This window comes from Streptomyces vinaceus, assembly GCF_008704935.1.
Lineage (GTDB): Bacteria > Actinomycetota > Actinomycetes > Streptomycetales > Streptomycetaceae > Streptomyces > Streptomyces vinaceus.
Genome location: NZ_CP023692.1, coordinates 3,761,033 through 3,780,247, shown reverse-complemented (window position 1 = coordinate 3,780,247; position 19,215 = coordinate 3,761,033). Strand labels below are relative to the sequence as shown.

Genomic DNA, 19,215 nt, shown 5'->3' with positions numbered 1-19,215 from the left:
GACGATGAGGTGGGGTTTCGATGAACGCGCCGTACGACGGTGACCGGGCGCAGGGCACTGGTGGGCCCGCGCCCTACCAGGGCACTGCCCCGGGCACCCCGGTGGCCGGGCAGGTCCCCGTGCCTGCCCCCGCGCCGGACCGTGACCCGTACGTCCAGGACGCCTACGACTACGACCCGTACCGGTCCCAGGACCTGTCGGCCCAGGACCCCGTCGCCGAGGTCCTCTACGACCGGGCCTCGCACCCTCCGCCGCCGCCCGGCACCTACCAGGAGCCCGGACCGCTCTACGCGGCCCCCCAGGCCCCCGTACACGCCCCCGACCCGCAGGTGTGGGCCCAGACCCCGCCGCCCGAGCCGGACGGACCCTCACGGCACCTGCCCTACGGCGACCACGCGACGACCACCCAGTTCGTCGGAGTGGACTCCCTGGTCACCAAGGCGGCGGACGAGAAGCCCGAGCCGGACGCCTTCGCACACCTCTACCGGGATCAGCAGGGCACTCCCGGCACCTCCACCGAGGACGCCCCCGTCGCCGTCCCGGCGCCGAGCAAGCCGGCCGGCCGCGCCTCCAGCCTGCTCAAGTCCAGCGCCCTCATGGCCGCCGGCACGATCGTCTCCCGCATCACCGGCTTCCTGCGGACCCTCGTCATCGCGGGTGCCATCGGCGTCGGCACGTTCAACGACACGTACCAGATCGCCAACACCCTGCCGACGATGATCTACGTGCTCGTCGGTGGCGGTGCGCTCAACGCCGTCTTCATCCCGCAGCTGGTGCGGGCCATGAAGCAGGACGACGACGGGGGCGAGGCCTACGCCAACCGCCTCCTGACGCTCGTCGTCGTGCTGCTGGCGGCCATCACCACCATCTGCGTCCTGGCCGCGCCGGTGTTCATCACGATGATGTCGCCGAAGCTCGCGTCCGACCCCCAGCAGATGGAGGTCGCGGTCGCCTTCGCCCGTTACTGCCTGCCGACCATGTTCTTCATGGGCGTGCACGTGGTCCTCGGTCAGATCCTCAACGCACGCGGCCGGTTCGGCGCGATGATGTGGACCCCCGTCCTCAACAACATCGTCGTCATCGCCACGTTCGGCGCCTTCATCTGGGCCTTCGGCGGCTTCACCACCTCCGGGGTCAACGCGACCACCGTCACCGCCGAGGGCGTCCGCCTGTTGGGTCTCGGCACCCTCCTGGGCCTGACCGTCCAGGCGCTCGCGATGCTGCCCTACCTGCGCGACGCCGGCTTCCGGCCGCGCCTGCGCTTCGACTGGCGGGGCCACGGCCTCGGCAAGGCCGCCCGCCTGGCCAAGTGGACGTTCTTCTTCGTCCTGGCCAACCAGGTCGGCCTCGTCGTCGTGACGCAGCTGGCCACCTGGGCCGGATCCGTAGCCGAGAAGCAGGGCCACCCCGGCACGGGCATCACCGCCTACAACTACGCGCTGCTGCTGTGGCAGATGCCGCAGGCCATCATCACCGTCTCCGTCATGACGGCGGTGCTGCCGCGCATCTCCCGCTCCGCCCACGACGGGGACGCGGCCGCCGTGCGCGACGACATCTCCTACGGGCTGCGTACTTCGGCCGTCGCGATCGTGCCGTGCGCCTTCGCTTTCCTCGCCCTCGGCGTCCCCATGGCCACGCTGCTGTACGCCGGTTCCGGATCCGGCGCCCAGAACATCGGCTACGTCCTGATGGCCTTCGGCCTCGGACTCATCCCGTACTCCGTCCAGTACGTCGTCCTGCGCGGGTTCTACGCCTACGAGGACACCCGGACGCCCTTCTACAACACGGTCATCGTCGCCGGCGTCAACGCGGCCGTCTCCACCGCCGCGTTCTTCGTGCTCCCCGCGCGCTGGGCCGTCGTCGGCATGGCCGCCGCCTACGGCCTCGGCTATACGGTCGGCGTCGGCGTCGCCTGGCGGCGCCTGCGCAACCGGCTGGGCGGTGACCTCGACGGCGCCCACGTGATGCGCACCTACGCTCGCCTCACGGGCGCCTGCGTCCCCGCGGCCGCCGTGGCGGGCGCGGCCGCCTACGCGGTCACCCAGTGGCTCGGCAGCGGAGTCACCGGCTCCTTCGCCGCGTTGGCCGCCGGCGGTGTCGCACTGGCCGCCGTCTTCCTCGTGGCGGCCAAGCGGATGCGCATCGAAGAGCTCAACGCCATGGTCGGTATGGTCCGCGGACGTATGGGTCGCTGATGCGCACAACCGTCGGACCCCTTCGCGTGTCGTGCATAGCGCCGGACTGTGGGCACAATTGGCATGGCTTCGCAGACTGGCCGACAGCGCGTAACGGATGGGGAGGCGGGAACGACGGTGGCGGAACGTAGCACGGCTGCCGTCGACGTGGCCGACAACGGCGGCGACGAGCCGCCGGCCGCAGATGCGGCGAAGGCCACGGCCGACGGGGTGGACACCCAGAACGGACGAGCCGCGGACGGACCCATGCCCGAAAAGGACGGCGAACGCAGAAAAGCGGCCCCTGCTGCCGCCCCCGAACTCCACAGCGGCCACAAGCTCGCCAGGCGCTACCGCCTCGAAGAGTGCGTCACCCGTCTGGACGGATTCAGCAGCTGGCGCGCCATGGACGAGAAGCTGCGCCGTGCCGTGGGCGTCCACCTGCTGCCCGCCGACCACCCCCGGGCCCGCGCCGTCCTGGCCGCGGCCCGCTCCTCCGCCCTGCTCGGCGACCCGCGGTTCGTGCACGTCCTCGATGCCGTGGAGGAGAACGACCTCGTCTACGTCGTCCACGAGTGGCTGCCCGACGCCACCGAGCTGACCGCGATCCTCGCCGCGGGCCCCCTGGAAGCCCACGAGGCCTACCAGCTCGTCACCCAGGTTTCCCAGGCCATGGCCGCGGCCCACCGCGAGGGCCTGGCCCACCTGCGGCTGACGCCGAGCGCCATACTGCGCACCTCCACGGGCCAGTACCGCATCCGCGGGCTGGCCGTGAACGCCGCCCTGCGCGGCATCACCAGCGACACCCCGCAGCGCGCGGACACCGAGGCCATCGGCGCGCTCCTGTACGCCGCCCTGACCCAGCGCTGGCCCTACGAGGAGGACGCGTACGGGCTCACCGGCCTGCCCAAGGGCGTCGGCCTGATCGCACCCGACCAGGTCCGTGCCGGAGTGCACCGGGGACTCGGCGAGCTCGCCATGCGCGCCCTCGCCAACGAGGGCGCCACCGCCTCCCGGCAGGAGCCGCCCTGCACCACCCCGGAGGAGCTGGCCAAGGCGGTCGCCGCGATGCCCCGCATCCGGCCGCCGGAGCCCGCGTTCACCGCTCCACCGGAGTACCAGCACACCACCTACCAGCAGGGCAACTACGGCCGCCCTCAGACGCACCCCGGCGTCCCGGGCGGCCACGCCATGCCCGTCATCGTGCCGCCGCCCCCGCTGCAGAGCCGCATCGGCCGCGTTCTGAAGTGGGGCGTGGCCGCCCTGCTGATCGCCGCACTGGGCCTGGGCAGCTGGCAGCTCGCCGACACCCTCCTGGAACGCGTCAAGGGCGACACCGGCAGCAACGGCTCCAACCAGCAGCCCAAGGCCGACGACGCCTCCAAGAGTGCCAAGCCGACCACCCCCGGCAAGCCGCTGGACATCGCCAACGCCACCACCTTCGGCAAGGAGCCGATCAAGCCGGAGGACGTGAACAAGGCCGTCGACCACAACCCCGACACCGCCTGGATCACCTTGGTGTTCTACAGCTACGCCAACTTCGGCAACCTGGACAGCTACGACGACGGCAGCGGCATCGTCGTCGACCTCGGCAGCGCCCAGGAGGTGGCCGGCCTCGACGTCGACATGTATGCCGCGGGGCAGAAGGTCGAGGTCCGCGCCGCCTCTCCGGAAGCCACCTCTTCACCCCGGTCCCTCTCGGGTTTCTCCCAGGAGGTCGTCAAGCTGACCACCGCGGGGAAGACCCTGAAGACCACCCTGGACACTCCGCTGAAGACCCGCTACCTGCTGATCCACATCACCTCACTGCCTTCCGACTCGAACGGCAACTACCGCGGCGGCATCAACGAGATCAAGGTGCTCGGCAAGGGCGAGTAAGGCCGGGCCGCCACCGCAACGGGACCGCTGCGCCGACTGCGCGGCGGTCCCTCGTATTCGTCCCGCCCGCCCCGTACGCTCCCTTCCGGAGGGGAGGTGTGATGCAGTCACCAACGGGCGAAGAGCGGAGCGACCAGGAGCTGCTGGCGCTGCACGCCGCGGGGGATCCGGATGCCTTCGGAGAGCTCGTACGACGGCACCGCGACCGGTTGTGGGCCGTGGCCCTGCGCACCCTGGGCGACCGCGAGGAAGCCGCCGACGCCGTGCAGGACGCCCTCGTCTCCGCCTACCGCGCCGCCCACACCTTCCGCGGGGAATCGGCCGTCACCACCTGGCTGCACCGGATCACCGTCAACGCCTGTCTCGACCGTGCCCGCAAGGCCGCCTCCCGCAGGACCTCCCCACTCGACGATACGGAGCGCCTGGAGCGCCTCCTGGAGCCCCACGAGTCCGCGGAGGCACCCGCGGAGCGCCAGGACCTCCACCGGCAGCTCCTGGCCGCCCTCGGCACGCTCCCGGCCGAACAGCGGGCCGCCCTGGTCCTCGTCGACATGCAGGCCTACCCCGTCGCCGAGGCCGCCCGTATCCTCGACGTCCCCACCGGCACCGTGAAGAGCCGGTGCGCGCGCGGTCGGGCGAAGCTCCTCCCGATGCTCACTCATCTGCGCTCGAATGCCGGGGATAACTCCGCCACCGAGCGGGGAAGGAACCGGACGCCGGGGACACCCGTCCCACCAGCGGCAGGCTCCAGTCAGCCGGCCCCAGACGCAGACACGGTGAAGGGCGGAGGTGGACGAACGTGACTCCCGCAACCGGCACGATCCGGCACCCTGACGTCTCGGAGATCTCCGACCTGACCGAAGGGCTCCTCTCGCCGGTCCAGGCCGCCGAGGTACGCCGCCATCTGGGCGACTGCTCCCTCTGCGCCGACGTCCATGCCTCCCTGGAGGAGATCCGGGGACTCCTCGGCACCCTCCCGGGGCAGCCCCGGATGCCCGCCGACATCGCCGGGCGCATCGACGCCGCCCTCGCCGCCGAGGCGCTCCTCGACTCCACCGCACCCCGGACGGAGGCCGCTCCGCCCTCCGATGTTTCACGTGAAACATCGCCTGCCATCCCCTCGGGTCCGACCACCGGTCGGGCCGCCGGTCACCCGGCCGGAGCAACCGGTCCCGGGCGCCGGCGCGCCCGCCGCCGGATCGCCGTCCTCGCCGGCCTGGCCGGAGCGGCAGCGTGCGCCCTGGGAGTCTTCCTCGCGGGCAACCTGATCGGGACCGGCTCCCCGGACACCGCCGCGCGCAGATCCGCGACGAACTCGACGGCCGAGGCACTCGCCGGCGACACGTACACCGCGCAGGGCCTCCAGGACAACGTGCGCCGGCTCCTGTCCTCCGGGCCGGGCGCCAAGATCGCGCCCCCCGGGGAGCAGCAGAACAACACGTACGGAATGGAGAACACCACTCCGTCCCCGAAGCTGGCACCCGGTGACGGCAACCGCACGACCGGCTCCTCGGTGCCGGACTGCGTCCAGAACGCCATCGGGCGCCCCGACACCCCGATCGGGGTGGAACGAGGCAGCTACCAGGGCACCGAGGTCTACCTCCTCGTGCTGCCGCACCCCGGCGACGCTGCCCGCGTGGACGCCTATCTCGTGGGCGCGGCGTGCACGGACACCCCATCGACCAGCCCCACCAAACCGTTGCTGACCAGGACATATCCTCGAAGCTGACACCTTCACGTCCGCGAGGGAGCGGGCGGGGAATGCATGCGCCGTAGGATCCGTTGGGTGGGGTGAGACAACACACCGGCCCCTTCGGCAAGCAGCGTGCAGTCCACAGAGACGAGGAAGAAACCCGTGAGCGACGTACGAAACGTGATCATCATCGGTTCCGGGCCGGCCGGCTACACCGCCGCCCTGTACACCGCACGCGCTTCGCTCAAGCCGCTGGTCTTCGAAGGCGCGGTCACGGCCGGTGGCGCGCTGATGAACACCACCGAGGTGGAGAACTTCCCCGGCTTCCAGGACGGCATCATGGGTCCTGACCTCATGGACAACATGCGCGGCCAGGCAGAGCGCTTCGGCGCCGAGCTCGTTCCGGACGACGTCGTGTCCGTGGACCTGACCGGTGACATCAAGACCGTCACCGACACCGCCGGCACCGTGCACCGCGCCAAGGCCGTGATCGTGACGACCGGCTCCCAGCACCGCAAGCTGGGGCTGCCCAACGAGGACGCCCTCTCCGGCCGCGGTGTCTCCTGGTGCGCCACCTGTGACGGGTTCTTCTTCAAGGACCAGGACATCGCCGTCGTCGGCGGCGGTGACACCGCGATCGAGGAGGCCACCTTCCTCTCGCGCTTCGCCAAGTCCGTCACCATCGTGCACCGCCGGGACTCGCTGCGTGCCTCCAAGGCGATGCAGGACCGCGCGTTCGCCGACCCGAAGATCAAGTTCGCCTGGGACAGCGAGGTCGCCGAGATCCACGGCGAGCAGAAGCTCTCCGGTCTGACCCTGCGCAACACCAAGACCGGTGAGACCTCCGAGCTGCCCGTGACGGGCCTCTTCATCGCTGTCGGCCACGACCCGCGCACCGAGCTGTTCAAGGACCAGCTGGAGCTCGACGAGGAGGGCTACCTCAAGGTCGCCGCCCCCTCCACGCGCACCAACCTCACCGGCGTGTTCGGCGCCGGTGACGTCGTGGACCACACGTACCGTCAGGCCATCACCGCTGCGGGCACCGGCTGCTCCGCGGCCCTGGATGCCGAGCGCTTCCTCTCCGCCCTCGCGGACGCCGAGAAGGCGCACGCGACGGTCTGACCCCTCGCCTACCCCCACCACCTCACACCCCGCAGGAAAGAACAAGGAGGCCGCAGTGGCCCTCAAGAGCGTGACCGATGCCGACTTCGACGCCGAGGTCCTCAACAGCGACAAGCCTGTACTGGTGGACTTCTGGGCCGAGTGGTGCGGCCCGTGCCGCCAGATCGCCCCCTCCCTGGAGGCCATCGCGGCCGAGTACGGCGACCAGATCGAGATCGTCAAGCTGAACATCGACCAGAACCCGGCGACGGCCGCGCGCTACGGCGTCATGTCCATCCCGACCCTGAACGTCTACCAGGGCGGCGAGGTCGCCAAGACCATCGTCGGTGCCAAGCCGAAGGCCGCCATCCTGCGCGACCTCTCCGACTTCGTCGAGGCCAAGTCCGTCTGACGATCGCGAGCCCGCCCGTCGGCAGCCGGGAGTGTTTCACGTGAAACGGGGCCGCCCCTTCAAGGGGCGGCCCCGTTCGCACATCACAGCGGTCGCAGCGCGGGCTCCTTGCGTGCCGCACCGAGCAGCCGGTCCAACGCGAGCTCCACGTCTTCCTTCCACGAGAGCGTCGAGCGCATCTCCAGCCGCAGGCGCGGGTGCACAGGATGCGGCCGTACCGTCTTGAAGCCCACGGCCAGCAGGTGGTCAGCCGGCAGCAGACAGGCAGGGCCCTCCCAGCGCGCGTCCCCGAACGCCTCGATCGCCCGGAACCCGCGCCGCAGCAGGTCCTTGGCCACGGTCTGCACCATCACCCGTCCCAGGCCCTGCCCCTGGTAGCCCGGCATGATCCACGCCGTGATCAGCTGAACCGCGTCCGGGGACACCGGACTCGTCGGAAACGAAGCGGCCCTCGGTACGTACGCCGGCGGTGCGTACAGCACGAATCCCACCGGGACCTCGTCCACGTAGACCACGCGGCCGCACGAACCCCACTCCAGCAGGACGGCGGAGATCCACGCCTCCTTCTCCAGCGCCGGAGTTCCCGCCTTCACAGCAGCCTCACCACTGACGGGATCCAGCTCCCAGAACACGCAGGACCGGCAACGCCGAGGAAGGTCCTGGAGGTTGTCCAGCGTGAGTGGTACCAACCGACGCCCCATGAGCGCATCGTATCCACAGCCCGAATCAGGCGAAACCGCAACAAGGCAAAGGGGCGGACCGCACCGATTCACACCGGCACGATCCGCCCCTCGGCGGCCGGGAACTCACTCCCCGGACAGACCCTGCTCCAGCACCCGGCCCTCGCCCGGTGCCAGCGTCCCCAGAATCCGCTCCAGATCCTCCATCGAGGCGAACTCGACGGTGATCTTGCCCTTCTTCTGGCCCAGATCCACCTTCACGCGCGTCTCGAACCGGTCGGACAGCCGCGTCGCCAGCTCACTGAGGGCCGGAGCCACCCGGGCACCGGCCCGCGGGCCCTTCGGCTTCACGGGCCCCTCGGGCTCCGAGCCCATCAGCGAGACGATCTCCTCGACCGCCCGCACCGAGAGGCCCTCGGCCACGATCCGGTGCGCCAGCTTGTCCTGGGCCTCGGAGTGCTCCACCGACAGCAGCGCCCGCGCATGTCCGGCCGACAGCACACCTGCGGCCACCCGGCGCTGGACCGGCGGCGATAGCTTCAGCAGGCGCAGCGTGTTGGACACCTGCGGACGCGAACGCCCGATCCGGTCCGCCAGCTGGTCGTGCGTGCAGTTGAAGTCCTGGAGCAGCTGGTCGTACGCGGCCGCCTCCTCCAGGGGATTCAGCTGCGCCCGGTGCAGGTTCTCCAGCAGCGCGTCCAGCAGCAGCTTCTCGTCGTCCGTCGCCCGGATGATCGCCGGAATGCGCTCCAGCCCTGCCTCCCGGCAGGCCCGCCAGCGCCGCTCACCCATGATGAGCTCATAACGGCCCGGAGCGGACTGCCGCACCACCACCGGCTGGAGCAGGCCCACCTCCTGGATGGAGGTGACCAGCTCCGCCAACGCGTCCTCGTCGAACACCTCACGGGGCTGCCGCGGGTTCGGCGTGATCGAGTCCATCGGAAGCTCGGCGAAGGTCGCCCCGGCCACCACATTGGCCTCGGGCTCCGCCGCCTCCGGCTCATCCGCCACCGCAACCGCAGTCGCCGCAAGCGATGTTTCACGTGAAACATCGCTGTGCGCATCGGCCTGCGCCAGCGAAGCCAGCTTCGCCGCCGCAACCCCGCGCTCCGAAGGCAACATCGGCACCGCCGACGGAGACGTCGAACCGGCACCGATCACCGGCGGCGTCTTCTCCTGCGGAGCGGCGGGGATCAGCGCGCCGAGCCCCCGCCCCAGACCCCTACGTCGCTCACTCACTGGATCCCCTCCGCCACACTCTGCGTGCTGTTCGTGCCCGCGCCCAGATGGGCGTGCTGGGCGTCGTAAGAAATTCCGGCCCCCCGCAGCGCGATCTCACGCGCCGCTTCCAGATAGGAGAGAGAACCACTCGAACCCGGATCGTAGGTGAGCACCGTCTGGCCATAACTCGGCGCCTCGGAAATGCGCACCGAACGCGGGATGCTCGTGCGCAGCACCTCCTTGCCGAAGTGGGTGCGCACCTCCTCCGCCACCTGCGAGGCCAGCCGGGTCCTGCCGTCGTACATCGTCAGCAGGATCGTCGACACGTGCAGCGCCGGGTTCAGGTGCGCCCGCACCAGATCGACGTTGCGCAGCAGCTGACCCAGGCCCTCCAGCGCGTAGTACTCGCACTGGATCGGGATCAGCACCTCGGCGCCGGCCACCAGCGCGTTCACCGTCAGCAGGCCCAGCGAGGGCGGGCAGTCGATCAGGATGTAGTCCAGCGGCTGCTCGTAGGCCTGGATGGCCCGCTGGAGCCGGCTCTCGCGGGCCACCAGGGAGACCAGCTCGATCTCCGCACCCGCCAGGTCGATCGTGGCCGGGGCGCAGAAGAGCCCTTCCACGTCCACCACCGGCTGGACGACCTCCAGCAGCGGTCGGCTGTCCACGAGCACGTCGTAGATCGAGGGCACATCCGCGTGGTGGTCGATACCGAGCGCCGTGGAGGCGTTGCCCTGCGGGTCGAGGTCGACCACCAGGACGCGCGCACCGTGCAGGGCCAGGGAGGCCGCCAGGTTCACGGTCGTCGTGGTCTTGCCCACGCCGCCCTTCTGGTTGGCGACCACGATGACTCGGGTCTCCGCCGGGCGGGGAAGCCCCTCACCGGCGCGCCCCAGGGCCTCGACCGCCAGCTGGGCGGCCCGGCCGATGGGCGTGTCGTTGTCTACAAGAGGCGACGATGTTTCACGTGAAACATCGTCCCCCGCTGTTTCTGAGCGGGGACCGGGGACCGGGTCGGCCATCGGCCCCGCGAGGTTGGCGTCGGACCGCACGGTGTCACTCTCCTCGGCATCAGGCTCGCGATGAACAGAGCCTGCCATGACACCCGGGTCGCGAACCAGCGGGGCCCGTACTCCTGTGGATGAATCCACCGTTGTGGACAACTCCGTCCCCCCTTCGCCCTTGCGGGGACGGGGGGACGCGGCCGCACGGCCGCGGCTGATGATTCCGTGCAGCAGAGAGCGACGTTTCACGTGAAACACGATGCCCGGACCGCACCCGGACAGGGTCCTCGGGCCGCTACGACACTCCGAAATCCATACCTATAGGGCTCAATGCCCGGCCGTCAGCGACGCCGACGGGTCCGGCTGGTACGAGCCGCCTTAGCCCGCTTGGCCGCAAACCTCACCCCGCCGGGGCTTTCTCCGACCTCGACCCGGACGACCGTGGACAGGGGATCCACCACACCCTCGCCCACCTGGAGCACCGAGGTCTTCACCACACCGAGCTTCGCCAGCGCGGTCTTCGCCGCCACCAGCTCTTCCTCGGCGGTGTCGCCCTTGAGCGCCAGCATCTCCCCGTACGGACGCAGCAGGGGCACACCCCAGCCCGCCAGCCGGTCCAACGGCGCCACGGCCCGTGCCGTCACGACGTGCACCGGCTGCACCTTGCCGAGCATCTCCTCGGCCCGGCCCCGCACCACCGTGACATGGTCCAGGCCCAGCAGCTCCACGGCCTCCTGCAGGAAGGTCGTCCGCCGCAGCAGCGGCTCCAGCAGCGTGATCTTCAGGTCGCGCCGCACCAGAGCCAGCGGAATACCGGGCAGGCCGGCGCCCGAGCCGACATCGCAGACGGTGACGCCCTCGGGCACCACCTCGGAGAGCACCGCGCAGTTCAGCAGGTGCCGCTCCCACAACCGCGGCACCTCACGCGGGCCGATCAGGCCGCGCTTGACCCCCGCGTCCGCCAGCAGCTCCGCATACCGCACAGCTTCCGGGAAAAACTCGCCGAACACCGCGCGCGCCTCTTCAGGCGCCGGGGGAAGCTCCGCTGCCTCCGTCACGGGGACCGTCCTTCCGTACCGCATGGATCGTTGAAAACGCACTGCTCGAACTGGCACCGCCCAGGCCGGCACTGCCAGGCTGACAAACATCGGCCCCGTCTGCGACACAGACGGGGCCGAACACTCAGGCTTGCGGTCAGGCCGGGAGCACGACGACGAAGCGCTGCGGCTCCTCGCCCTCCGACTCGCTCTTCAGACCGGCAGCCGCCACGGCGTCGTGGACGACCTTGCGCTCGAAGGGCGTCATCGGCGCCAGCTTCAGCGGCTCACCCGACGCCTTGACGTCCGCCGCCGCCTGGGCACCGAGCGCCGCCAGCTCCTCGCGCTTCTTCGCGCGGAAGCCCGCGATGTCCAGCATCAGCCGGCTGCGGTCCCCGGTCTCGCGGTGCACGGCGAGGCGGGTCAGCTCCTGCAGGGCCTCCAGGACCTCACCGTCGCGGCCCACGAGCTTCTGGAGATCGCGGCTGGCCGAGTCACTGACGATCGACACCGCGGCCCGGTCGGCCTCGACGTCCATGTCGATGTCCCCGTCCAGGTCGGCGATGTCCAGCAGACCCTCCAGGTAGTCGGCCGCGATCTCACCCTCCTGCTCAAGGCGGGTCAGGGTGTCGCCACTCTCAGCGGCGGCGGTGGTGGTGCCTTCCGTCACGGGAGGGACTCCTTCTTACTTCTTGGAAGAGGGCTTGGGGGGCGTCTGGCGCTGCGACTTCGTCTGCCGCTTCGGCTGCTGCCGCTTGGCGGCACCGCCGCTCGCCGCGTCCGAATCGGCCGTGGCCTCGGCACTCTTGATCACAGACCCGTCCGCCTGCGCAGCCAGACCCTGCTTCGTGAGAGCCGCGATGAACTTGCGCTCGTTGTCGTTGCGGTCCGGGCCCTTGGCCACGATCGCCGCGACGATCTTCTTCTTACCCCGGCCCTTGACGTCCCCGTGCGTGGTGACGTGCTTCAGCAGACGGGTCAGGTACTGGTCCTGGGCCTTGCTGCCGGGGGTCGGGTTCTGGTTGATCACGTACATCTGCTGGCCCATGGTCCACAGGTTCGTGGTCAGCCAGTAGACGAGAACACCCACGGGGAAGTTGATGCCCATGACCGCGAAGATCAGCGGGAAGATGTACATCAGCATCTTCTGCTGCTGCATGAACGGCGTCTTGACCGAGAGGTCGACGTTCTTCTGCATCAGCTGGCGCTGGGTGTAGAACTGCGACAGCGACATCAGGACGATCATGACCGCGGTGACGATGCGGACATCCGTGATCGAGGCGCCCAGGGAGGCGGCCTTCTCGGCGCTGTCCGTGAACTTCGCCGCCAGCGGGGCGCCGAAGATGTGCGCCTGACGCGCGCTCTCCAGCAGCGACTGGTTGATGACACCGATGGTCTGACCATTGGCGATGGCCGAGAGCACGTGGTACAGCGCGAAGAAGAACGGGGACTGCGCGATGATCGGAAGGCACGAGGAGAGCGGGTTGGTACCCGTCTCCTTGTACAGCTTCATCATCTCTTCGGACTGGCGCTGCTTGTCGTTCTTGTAGCGCTCCTGGATCGCCTTCATCTTCGGCTGGAGCGCCTGCATGCCACGCGTCGCTTTGATCTGCTTCACGAAGAGCGGGATCAAGCAGATACGGATCAAGACCACCAGGGACACGATCGACAGGCCCCAGGCCCAACCGCTGTCCGGGCCGAAGATCGCGCCGTACAGACTGTGGAACTGGACGATGACCCACGAGACGGGCGTGGTGATAAAGCTGAACAGACTGGCAATCGTGTCCACTAATCAGGCTCCTTGAGCATTGCGAGATCTACGCAACGCACTGCGCAGCTGCTCGTGCCAACGCGGGCGTTTACGGGGTGGGACATGGTCGACACCGCCGGCGGACCACGGATTGCACCGCAGGATCCGCCAGCCGGTCAGAACCGTCCCCTTCACCGCACCATGCCGGTCGATGGCCGTGAACCCGTAGTGCGAGCACGAGGGGTAATAACGGCACACCGGCCCGAGCAGCGGACTGATGGTCCACTGGTACAGCTTGATCAATGCGAGCAGCGGGTACTTCATCGAGCCACGCCTCCCAGGAGCCGCGTCAGAGCGGCGTCCAGGTCCCGGGCCAGTTCGTCGGCACCGGCGTCACCCGCTCCGGGCAATGCCCGCACCACCACCAGGCTACCGGCGGGCAGCTGGGAGAGCCGCTCGCGGACGAGATGGCGCAAACGGCGCTTCACCCGGTTACGGACGACGGCGCCACCCACGGCCTTGCTGACAACGAAACCCGCACGCGTCGAGGGATCGATCTCCCCCGGCTCGTGCGGGTCCGTTGCACCGCTTGTACGTAGGTGGACGACGAGGAGCGGACGACCTGCCCGCCTGCCTCGACGTACCGCGCTCGCGAAGTCCTCGCGCCGCCTCAGCCGATTTTCGGGAGACAGCACGACGTCACGACCTGCGCGTTGTTACGCGGAGAGGGCGGCGCGGCCCTTGCTGCGGCGGTTCGCCAGGATCGCGCGACCGGCACGGGTACGCATCCGGAGACGGAAGCCGTGGGTCTTGGCACGACGGCGGTTGTTCGGCTGGAAGGTGCGCTTGCTCACTCGGGGGCTCCAGAGAATGAATCGTTGTGGCGGGACATCGCCTGGCTGTCACCGTGCGCCCACGAGGAAACTCGCGTGTTCGCCCGAGTGGCACCGCTAAACGATCACAAAAGGTGATCTTCGCCCATCGGTAGGCAGGCGGCAGCAGCCATCGACAACTCGACCTCGTTACGGTACGCGCGGCTACGCCATCCGGTCAAACCGAGGCGACGTGCCCCCACACTGTGCACAGGCTGTGGACAACGACTTGAACCGTACCCGTCGGCCTGACTACCGTTGTCTGATCCCGGATTTTTTGTCCCGACCGTCCCAAAGAACCACACATTCGTGGGACCCCTGTGAGAGAGCGTGCTCTGTGGCTGACGTACCTGCCGATCTTGCCGCAGTGTGGCCAAGGGTGCTCGAAAAGCTCCTCGGGGAGGGACAGCAGGCGATCGAGCCCAAGGACAAGCAGTGGGTCGAGCGCTGCCAGCCCCTGGCCCTGGTCGCCGACACCGCGCTGCTCGCCGTCCCCAACGAATACGGCAAGCGCGTCCTGGAGGGCCGGCTCGCCCCGCTGATCAGTGACGCGCTCAGCCGTGAGTGCGGCCGCCCCATCCGCATCGCCATCACCGTGGACGACTCCGCCGGCGAGCCCGCGCCCCTGCCCGCGGCCACGCAGCAGCGCTCCGACGCGTACGAGCCGTACGGCAACCAGCGCGGCGGCCACACCGGCCCCGGCAGCCCCTCCGACGACCAGCTCCCCACCGCCCGCCCCGCCTACCCCGACTACCAGCAGTCGCGCCCCGAGCCCGGCTCCTGGCCCCGGGGCGGCCAGCAGGACGACTACGGCTGGCAGCAGCCGCGCCTCGGCGGCTTCCCCGAGCGCGATCCGTACGCCTCCCCCCAGCCCGGCTACCTCCAGCAGTCCGACTCCGGCGGCTACGAGCAGGGCTCCTTCGACCAGCAGCAGTACGAGCAGCAGCAGTACGAGCCCCGCCAGTCCCCGCAGGCCCATCAGTCTCATCAGTACGAGCAGCAGCAGTACGAGCAGCCGGCCCCGCGCCAGGCGCCCGGCCGGCCCGCGGCCCCGGCCCCCTCGGGCGGCTCGACCTCGGGCCCGCTGGAGCCGACCGCCCGGCTCAACCCCAAGTACCTGTTCGACACGTTCGTCATCGGCGCGTCCAACCGCTTCGCGCACGCCGCCGCGGTGGCCGTCGCCGAGGCGCCCGCCAAGGCCTACAACCCCCTCTTCATCTACGGGGAATCGGGCCTTGGCAAAACGCATCTTCTGCACGCCATCGGCCACTACGCGCGGAGCCTCTACCCGGGCACCCGGGTGCGGTACGTGAGCTCCGAGGAGTTCACCAACGAGTTCATCAACTCGATCCGCGACGGCAAGGGCGACGCGTTCCGCAAGCGCTACCGCGAGATGGACATCCTGCTCGTCGACGACATCCAGTTCCTCGCGAGCAAGGAGTCGACGCAGGAGGAGTTCTTCCACACCTTCAATACGCTCCACAACGCCAACAAGCAGATCGTGCTCTCCTCCGACCGGCCGCCCAAGCAGCTCGTCACCCTGGAGGACCGGCTCCGCAACCGCTTCGAGTGGGGCCTGATCACCGACGTCCAGCCGCCCGAGCTGGAGACCCGTATCGCCATCCTGCGCAAGAAGGCCGTACAGGAGCAGCTCAACGCCCCGCCGGAGGTACTGGAGTTCATCGCCTCCCGCATCTCGCGCAACATCCGCGAGCTGGAGGGGGCGCTGATCCGGGTCACGGCCTTCGCGAGCCTGAACCGGCAGCCGGTCGACCTGGGCCTGACCGAGGACGTCCTCAAGAACCTGATCCCCGGCGGCGAGGACTCGGCCCCCGAGATCACGGCCACGGACATCATGGCGGCCACCGCGGACTACTTCGGGCTCACCGTGGACGACCTGTGCGGCTCCTCGCGCAGCCGCGTGCTGGTCACCGCCCGGCAGATCGCCATGTACCTGTGCCGGGAGCTCACGGACCTCTCCCTGCCCAAGATCGGGGCGCAGTTCGGCGGCCGCGACCACACCACGGTCATGCACGCCGACCGCAAGATCCGGGCCCTGATGGCGGAGCGGCGCTCCATCTACAACCAGGTCACCGAGCTCACCAACCGCATCAAGAACGGCTGAGCCGACGGCTTCGGCGACGGTCCGTCAGCCGCCCGCGGAGGCCCGTCCGGCGGGTCGGCCGGGCCTCTCCACACGCTTCCAGAGGGCGCTCCCGGGGTACTTCGGGGGCGCCCTTCTTCGTCCGCGCGCCCCTGACCTGTTCGAATACGCCCCCTGTGGAGCAACTCATCCACAGATTTCCCGACTTTCTTCCGTCCACAGGGTGGGGACAGGTTCCGTCACCCACAATCTGTCCACAGGGCTGCGGAGTGAGACACCATCAGTACTGGTCAGACCCCTGTGGATTTGTGCGCAAGCGTCATCCACAGCCTGTGGACAGAGCTTTCGTCCACAGGCTCGTCCACTCCTCTGTCCACCGCCGACCCACAGGTTCCCGCACTCTGTGCACAGGTTCCGATGAGTTACCCACACCGCTGTCCACTGTTCGGCAACATTCCGCCTCCCGTCACCGCCCTGAGTGAAAGCCGTCACACGGAAGTCGACGTTTGGGCTGTGGAGTACTGGGGGAAACCTGGGGACACACCTGTGGAGTAGTCGGGGTCACCTGGGGATGGCCTGTGCAGAAGTTTTTGTTCTCCACAGACACACGGTGTTGTCCACCGGTGTCACCCACAGGGTCGGTGGATAAAAAACGCGGGCTGACCTGGGACAACGGGCTTATCCACCGTTTCCACAGGCCCTACTACTACCCCCATAGAGAGTTAGCCCGGTTTCGGTTTTCAAGCGGGTCCTGTGCACAACTCGGTGGGGACGCCTCCCCGACACCTCGCTCCCGACTTGACCTCCGGCAGCACCGACTGTCGGCGCCGTACGTCAGACTGGTCCCCGGCACCGAGGCTCCGAGCCATCGAGGGCATCGAGGCATCGGGCCGAGAACGAAGGCCGGCAGACGAGCGAGCAACAGCAGGAGGCGGTTCCGGTGAAGATCCGGGTGGAGCGCGACGTACTCGCGGAGGCGGTGGCCTGGGCTGCCCGCAGCCTCCCGGCCCGGCCGCCGGTGCCCGTTCTCGCGGGCCTGCTGCTGAAGGCCGAGGAGGGCACGCTGTCCCTCTCCGGCTTCGACTACGAGGTCTCCGCCCGCGTCTCCGTCGAGGCGGACGTCGAGGAGGACGGGACCGTCCTCGTCTCCGGCCGGCTCCTCGCCGACATCTGCCGCGCGCTCCCCAACCGCCCCGTGGAGATTTCCACAGACGGTGTACGGGCGACCGTGGTCTGCGGCTCCTCGCGATTCACACTCCACACCCTGCCTGTGGAGGAGTACCCGGCCCTGCCGACGATGCCCACCGCGACCGGCACCGTGCCCGGCGAGGTCTTCGCCTCCGCCGCCGCCCAGGTCGCCATCGCCGCCGGCCGCGACGACACGCTGCCCGTGCTGACCGGTGTCCGCATCGAGATCGAGGGCGACCGCGTCACCCTGGCCTCCACCGACCGCTACCGCTTCGCGGTCCGCGAGTTCCTGTGGAAGCCGGAGAACCCGGACGCCTCCGCCGTGGCCCTGGTGCCCGCGAAGACGCTCCTGGACACCGCGAAGTCCCTGACCAGCGGTGACACGGTCACCCTGGCGCTGTCCGGCTCCGGCGCCGGCGAGGGCCTCATCGGCTTCGAGGGCGCCGGCCGCCGCACCACCACCCGCCTGCTCGAAGGCGACCTGCCGAAGTACCGCACGCTGTTCCCGACGGAGTTCAACTCCGTCGCGGTCATCGAGACCGCCCCCTTCGTCGAGGCCGTCAAGCGCGTGGCCCTGGTCGCCGAGCGCAACACCCCGGTCCGCCTCAGCTTCGAGCAGGGCGTGCTGATCCTGGAGGCCGGCTCCTCCGACGACGCACAGGCTGTGGAACGTGTGGACGCGAAGCTGGAGGGCGACGACATCTCGATCGCCTTCAACCCCACCTTCCTGCTGGACGGTCTGAGCGCGATCGATTCGCCCGCCGCGCAGCTGAGCTTCACCACGTCCACCAAGCCCGCGCTGCTGAGCGGCCGTCCGGCCGTCGACGCCGAGGCGGACGAGGCGTACAAGTACCTGATCATGCCGGTGCGCCTGTCCGGCTGACGCACGCGTACGTCGGGCCCGGTCTCGCAGGCGCGGGGCCGGGCCCGACGCCGTTCGCCCCCGTACGGGCTCCCGCGCCGCCGGCCCGTACACCCCCTCGTACGGGCCCCGTACCGCCGTCCTGGAGCGCCCGTGGCGCCCGGCGGCACCGCCCGGCGTAGGCTCGGAGCCTGGGTGCCCCCGGTGATGTGCGGGGAACCCGGCACAGACGGCCACAACGCTTAAGGAACCACCTGATGGAGCTTGGTCTCGTCGGTCTCGGCAAGATGGGCGGCAACATGCGCGAGCGCATCCGCCGCGCAGGCCACACCGTCATCGGATACGACCGCAACCCGGACCTTGCCGATGTCCACAGCCTGCGGGAACTTGTGGACAGCCTGCAGGCCCCCCGCGTCGTGTGGGTGATGGTCCCGGCAGGTGCGGCGACGCAGTCCACCGTCGACGAGCTCGCCGAGCTGCTCTCGATCGGCGACATCGTCGTCGACGGCGGCAACTCGCGCTGGACCGACGACGAGAAGCACGCCGCCGAGCTGGCGGCCAAGGGCATCGGCTTCGTCGACTGCGGTGTCTCCGGCGGCGTATGGGGCCTGGAGAACGGCTACGCGCTCATGTACGGCGGCGAGAAGGACCACGTCGCCCGGGTCCAGCCGATCTTCGACGCCCTCAAGCCCGAGGGCGAGTTCGGCTCCGTGCACGCCGGCAAGGTGGGCGCGGGCCACTTCGCGAAGATGGTCCACAACGGCATCGAGTACGCCATGATGCAGGCCTACGCCGAGGGCTGGGAGCTCCTGGAGAAGGTGGACTCGGTCACCGACGTCCGCGAGGTCTTCCGCTCCTGGCAGGAAGGGACGGTCATCCGTTCCTGGCTGCTGGACCTGGCCGTGAACGCCCTGGACCAGGACGAGCACCTGGAGCAGCTGCGCGGCTTCGCGCAGGACTCGGGCGAGGGCCGGTGGACCGTGGAGGCGGCGATCGACAACTCCGTGCCGCTGCCCGCGATCACCGCCTCGCTCTTCGCGCGGTTCGCGTCCCGCCAGGACGACTCCCCGCAGATGAAGATGATCGCCGCGCTGCGCAACCAGTTCGGCGGCCACGCGGTCGAGAAGGCGTAATCCACAGCCGTCCACAACCGTCCACAGCCGGTCCGCGGCAGCACGGACCACGGACCACGGATCACGGATCCACAGCAGCACAGAGCAGAGCAGCAGGAAGCCGGGG

18 protein-coding genes are annotated in these 19,215 nt (G+C 69.5%); 9 read left to right on the top strand and 9 right to left on the bottom strand.

The window, feature by feature from the left end:
• The first annotated feature begins 20 nt into the window (after positions 1 to 20).
• The 6 genes from murJ (at position 21) to trxA (ending at position 7,258) form a co-directional block, all read left to right on the top strand.
• Positions 21 to 2,195, top strand: coding sequence for a murein biosynthesis integral membrane protein MurJ (gene murJ / locus CP980_RS16950; protein WP_150528519.1), 2,175 nt, complete (start codon positions 21 to 23; stop codon positions 2,193 to 2,195).
• A gap of 117 nt (positions 2,196 to 2,312) precedes the next feature.
• The gene (locus CP980_RS16945; protein ID WP_132758131.1) at positions 2,313 to 4,052 is read left to right on the top strand and encodes a protein kinase family protein; all 1,740 of its coding nucleotides are present in this window, start codon (positions 2,313 to 2,315) and stop codon (positions 4,050 to 4,052) included.
• Between the two features lie 101 nt (positions 4,053 to 4,153).
• Entirely contained in the window at positions 4,154 to 4,855 is a 702-nt protein-coding gene (sigM, locus tag CP980_RS16940; protein WP_132758133.1) for an RNA polymerase sigma factor SigM, read from the top strand.
• On the top strand, positions 4,852 to 5,781 hold the full coding sequence (locus CP980_RS16935; RefSeq protein ID WP_150528518.1) for an anti-sigma factor family protein: 930 nt from the start codon (positions 4,852 to 4,854) through the stop codon (positions 5,779 to 5,781). Before sigM ends, CP980_RS16935 begins: the two co-directional genes overlap by 4 nt.
• Before the next feature lie 126 nt (positions 5,782 to 5,907).
• A complete protein-coding gene (gene trxB, locus CP980_RS16930) occupies positions 5,908 to 6,867 on the top strand; it encodes a thioredoxin-disulfide reductase (protein ID WP_150528517.1) in 960 nt (319 codons plus the stop codon).
• A gap of 55 nt (positions 6,868 to 6,922) precedes the next feature.
• Positions 6,923 to 7,258, top strand: coding sequence for a thioredoxin (trxA, locus tag CP980_RS16925; protein WP_099890625.1), 336 nt, complete (start codon positions 6,923 to 6,925; stop codon positions 7,256 to 7,258).
• 83 nt (positions 7,259 to 7,341) lie between these two features.
• On the opposite strand, the gene CP980_RS16920 is transcribed toward trxA, so the two are convergent.
• The 9 genes from CP980_RS16920 to rpmH form a co-directional block, all read right to left on the bottom strand.
• Positions 7,342 to 7,959, bottom strand: a complete 618-nt coding sequence (locus CP980_RS16920; protein ID WP_099890623.1) for a GNAT family N-acetyltransferase — start codon at positions 7,957 to 7,959, stop codon at positions 7,342 to 7,344.
• A 105-nt stretch (positions 7,960 to 8,064) separates the two neighbouring features.
• Positions 8,065 to 9,177 (bottom strand): ParB/RepB/Spo0J family partition protein, encoded by a 1,113-nt coding sequence (locus tag CP980_RS16915; protein WP_132758137.1) that lies wholly within the window; start codon positions 9,175 to 9,177, stop codon positions 8,065 to 8,067.
• Positions 9,174 to 10,259: a ParA family protein gene (locus CP980_RS16910; RefSeq protein ID WP_099890618.1), complete on the bottom strand. Its 1,086-nt coding sequence runs from the start codon at positions 10,257 to 10,259 to the stop codon at positions 9,174 to 9,176. The genes CP980_RS16915 and CP980_RS16910 overlap by 4 nt, the downstream gene beginning before the upstream one ends.
• Before the next feature lie 245 nt (positions 10,260 to 10,504).
• A complete protein-coding gene (gene rsmG, locus CP980_RS16905; protein WP_037835282.1) occupies positions 10,505 to 11,245 on the bottom strand; it encodes a 16S rRNA (guanine(527)-N(7))-methyltransferase RsmG in 741 nt (246 codons plus the stop codon).
• 112 nt (positions 11,246 to 11,357) lie between these two features.
• Complete coding sequence (locus CP980_RS16900) at positions 11,358 to 11,870, bottom strand: Jag family protein (protein WP_030153171.1); 513 nt, start codon at positions 11,868 to 11,870, stop codon at positions 11,358 to 11,360.
• Between the two features lie 15 nt (positions 11,871 to 11,885).
• Complete coding sequence (yidC, locus tag CP980_RS16895) at positions 11,886 to 12,989, bottom strand: membrane protein insertase YidC (RefSeq protein ID WP_132758139.1); 1,104 nt, start codon at positions 12,987 to 12,989, stop codon at positions 11,886 to 11,888.
• 3 nt (positions 12,990 to 12,992) lie between these two features.
• Positions 12,993 to 13,274 carry a membrane protein insertion efficiency factor YidD gene (gene yidD / locus CP980_RS16890; RefSeq protein WP_078613072.1) on the bottom strand — a complete coding sequence of 94 codons (282 nt, stop codon included), beginning with the start codon at positions 13,272 to 13,274 and terminating at the stop codon, positions 12,993 to 12,995.
• Complete coding sequence (gene rnpA / locus CP980_RS16885; protein ID WP_078621799.1) at positions 13,271 to 13,645, bottom strand: ribonuclease P protein component; 375 nt, start codon at positions 13,643 to 13,645, stop codon at positions 13,271 to 13,273. Before rnpA ends, yidD begins: the two co-directional genes overlap by 4 nt.
• A 21-nt stretch (positions 13,646 to 13,666) precedes the next feature.
• On the bottom strand, positions 13,667 to 13,804 hold the full coding sequence (gene rpmH, locus CP980_RS16880; RefSeq protein WP_018547628.1) for a 50S ribosomal protein L34: 138 nt from the start codon (positions 13,802 to 13,804) through the stop codon (positions 13,667 to 13,669).
• Positions 13,805 to 14,015: 211 nt separating this feature from the next.
• Here rpmH and dnaA point away from each other — a divergent pair, with 211 nt between their 5' ends.
• From dnaA to gnd, 3 genes are all read left to right on the top strand, one after another.
• Positions 14,016 to 15,947: a chromosomal replication initiator protein DnaA gene (gene dnaA, locus CP980_RS16875; protein WP_425281769.1), complete on the top strand. Its 1,932-nt coding sequence runs from the start codon at positions 14,016 to 14,018 to the stop codon at positions 15,945 to 15,947.
• Positions 15,948 to 16,866: 919 nt separating this feature from the next.
• Positions 16,867 to 17,997 carry a DNA polymerase III subunit beta gene (gene dnaN, locus CP980_RS16870; protein ID WP_099890610.1) on the top strand — a complete coding sequence of 377 codons (1,131 nt, stop codon included), beginning with the start codon at positions 16,867 to 16,869 and terminating at the stop codon, positions 17,995 to 17,997.
• Between the two features lie 188 nt (positions 17,998 to 18,185).
• Complete coding sequence (gene gnd / locus CP980_RS16865; protein WP_373312967.1) at positions 18,186 to 19,109, top strand: phosphogluconate dehydrogenase (NAD(+)-dependent, decarboxylating); 924 nt, start codon at positions 18,186 to 18,188, stop codon at positions 19,107 to 19,109.
• Positions 19,110 to 19,215 lie beyond the last annotated feature (106 nt).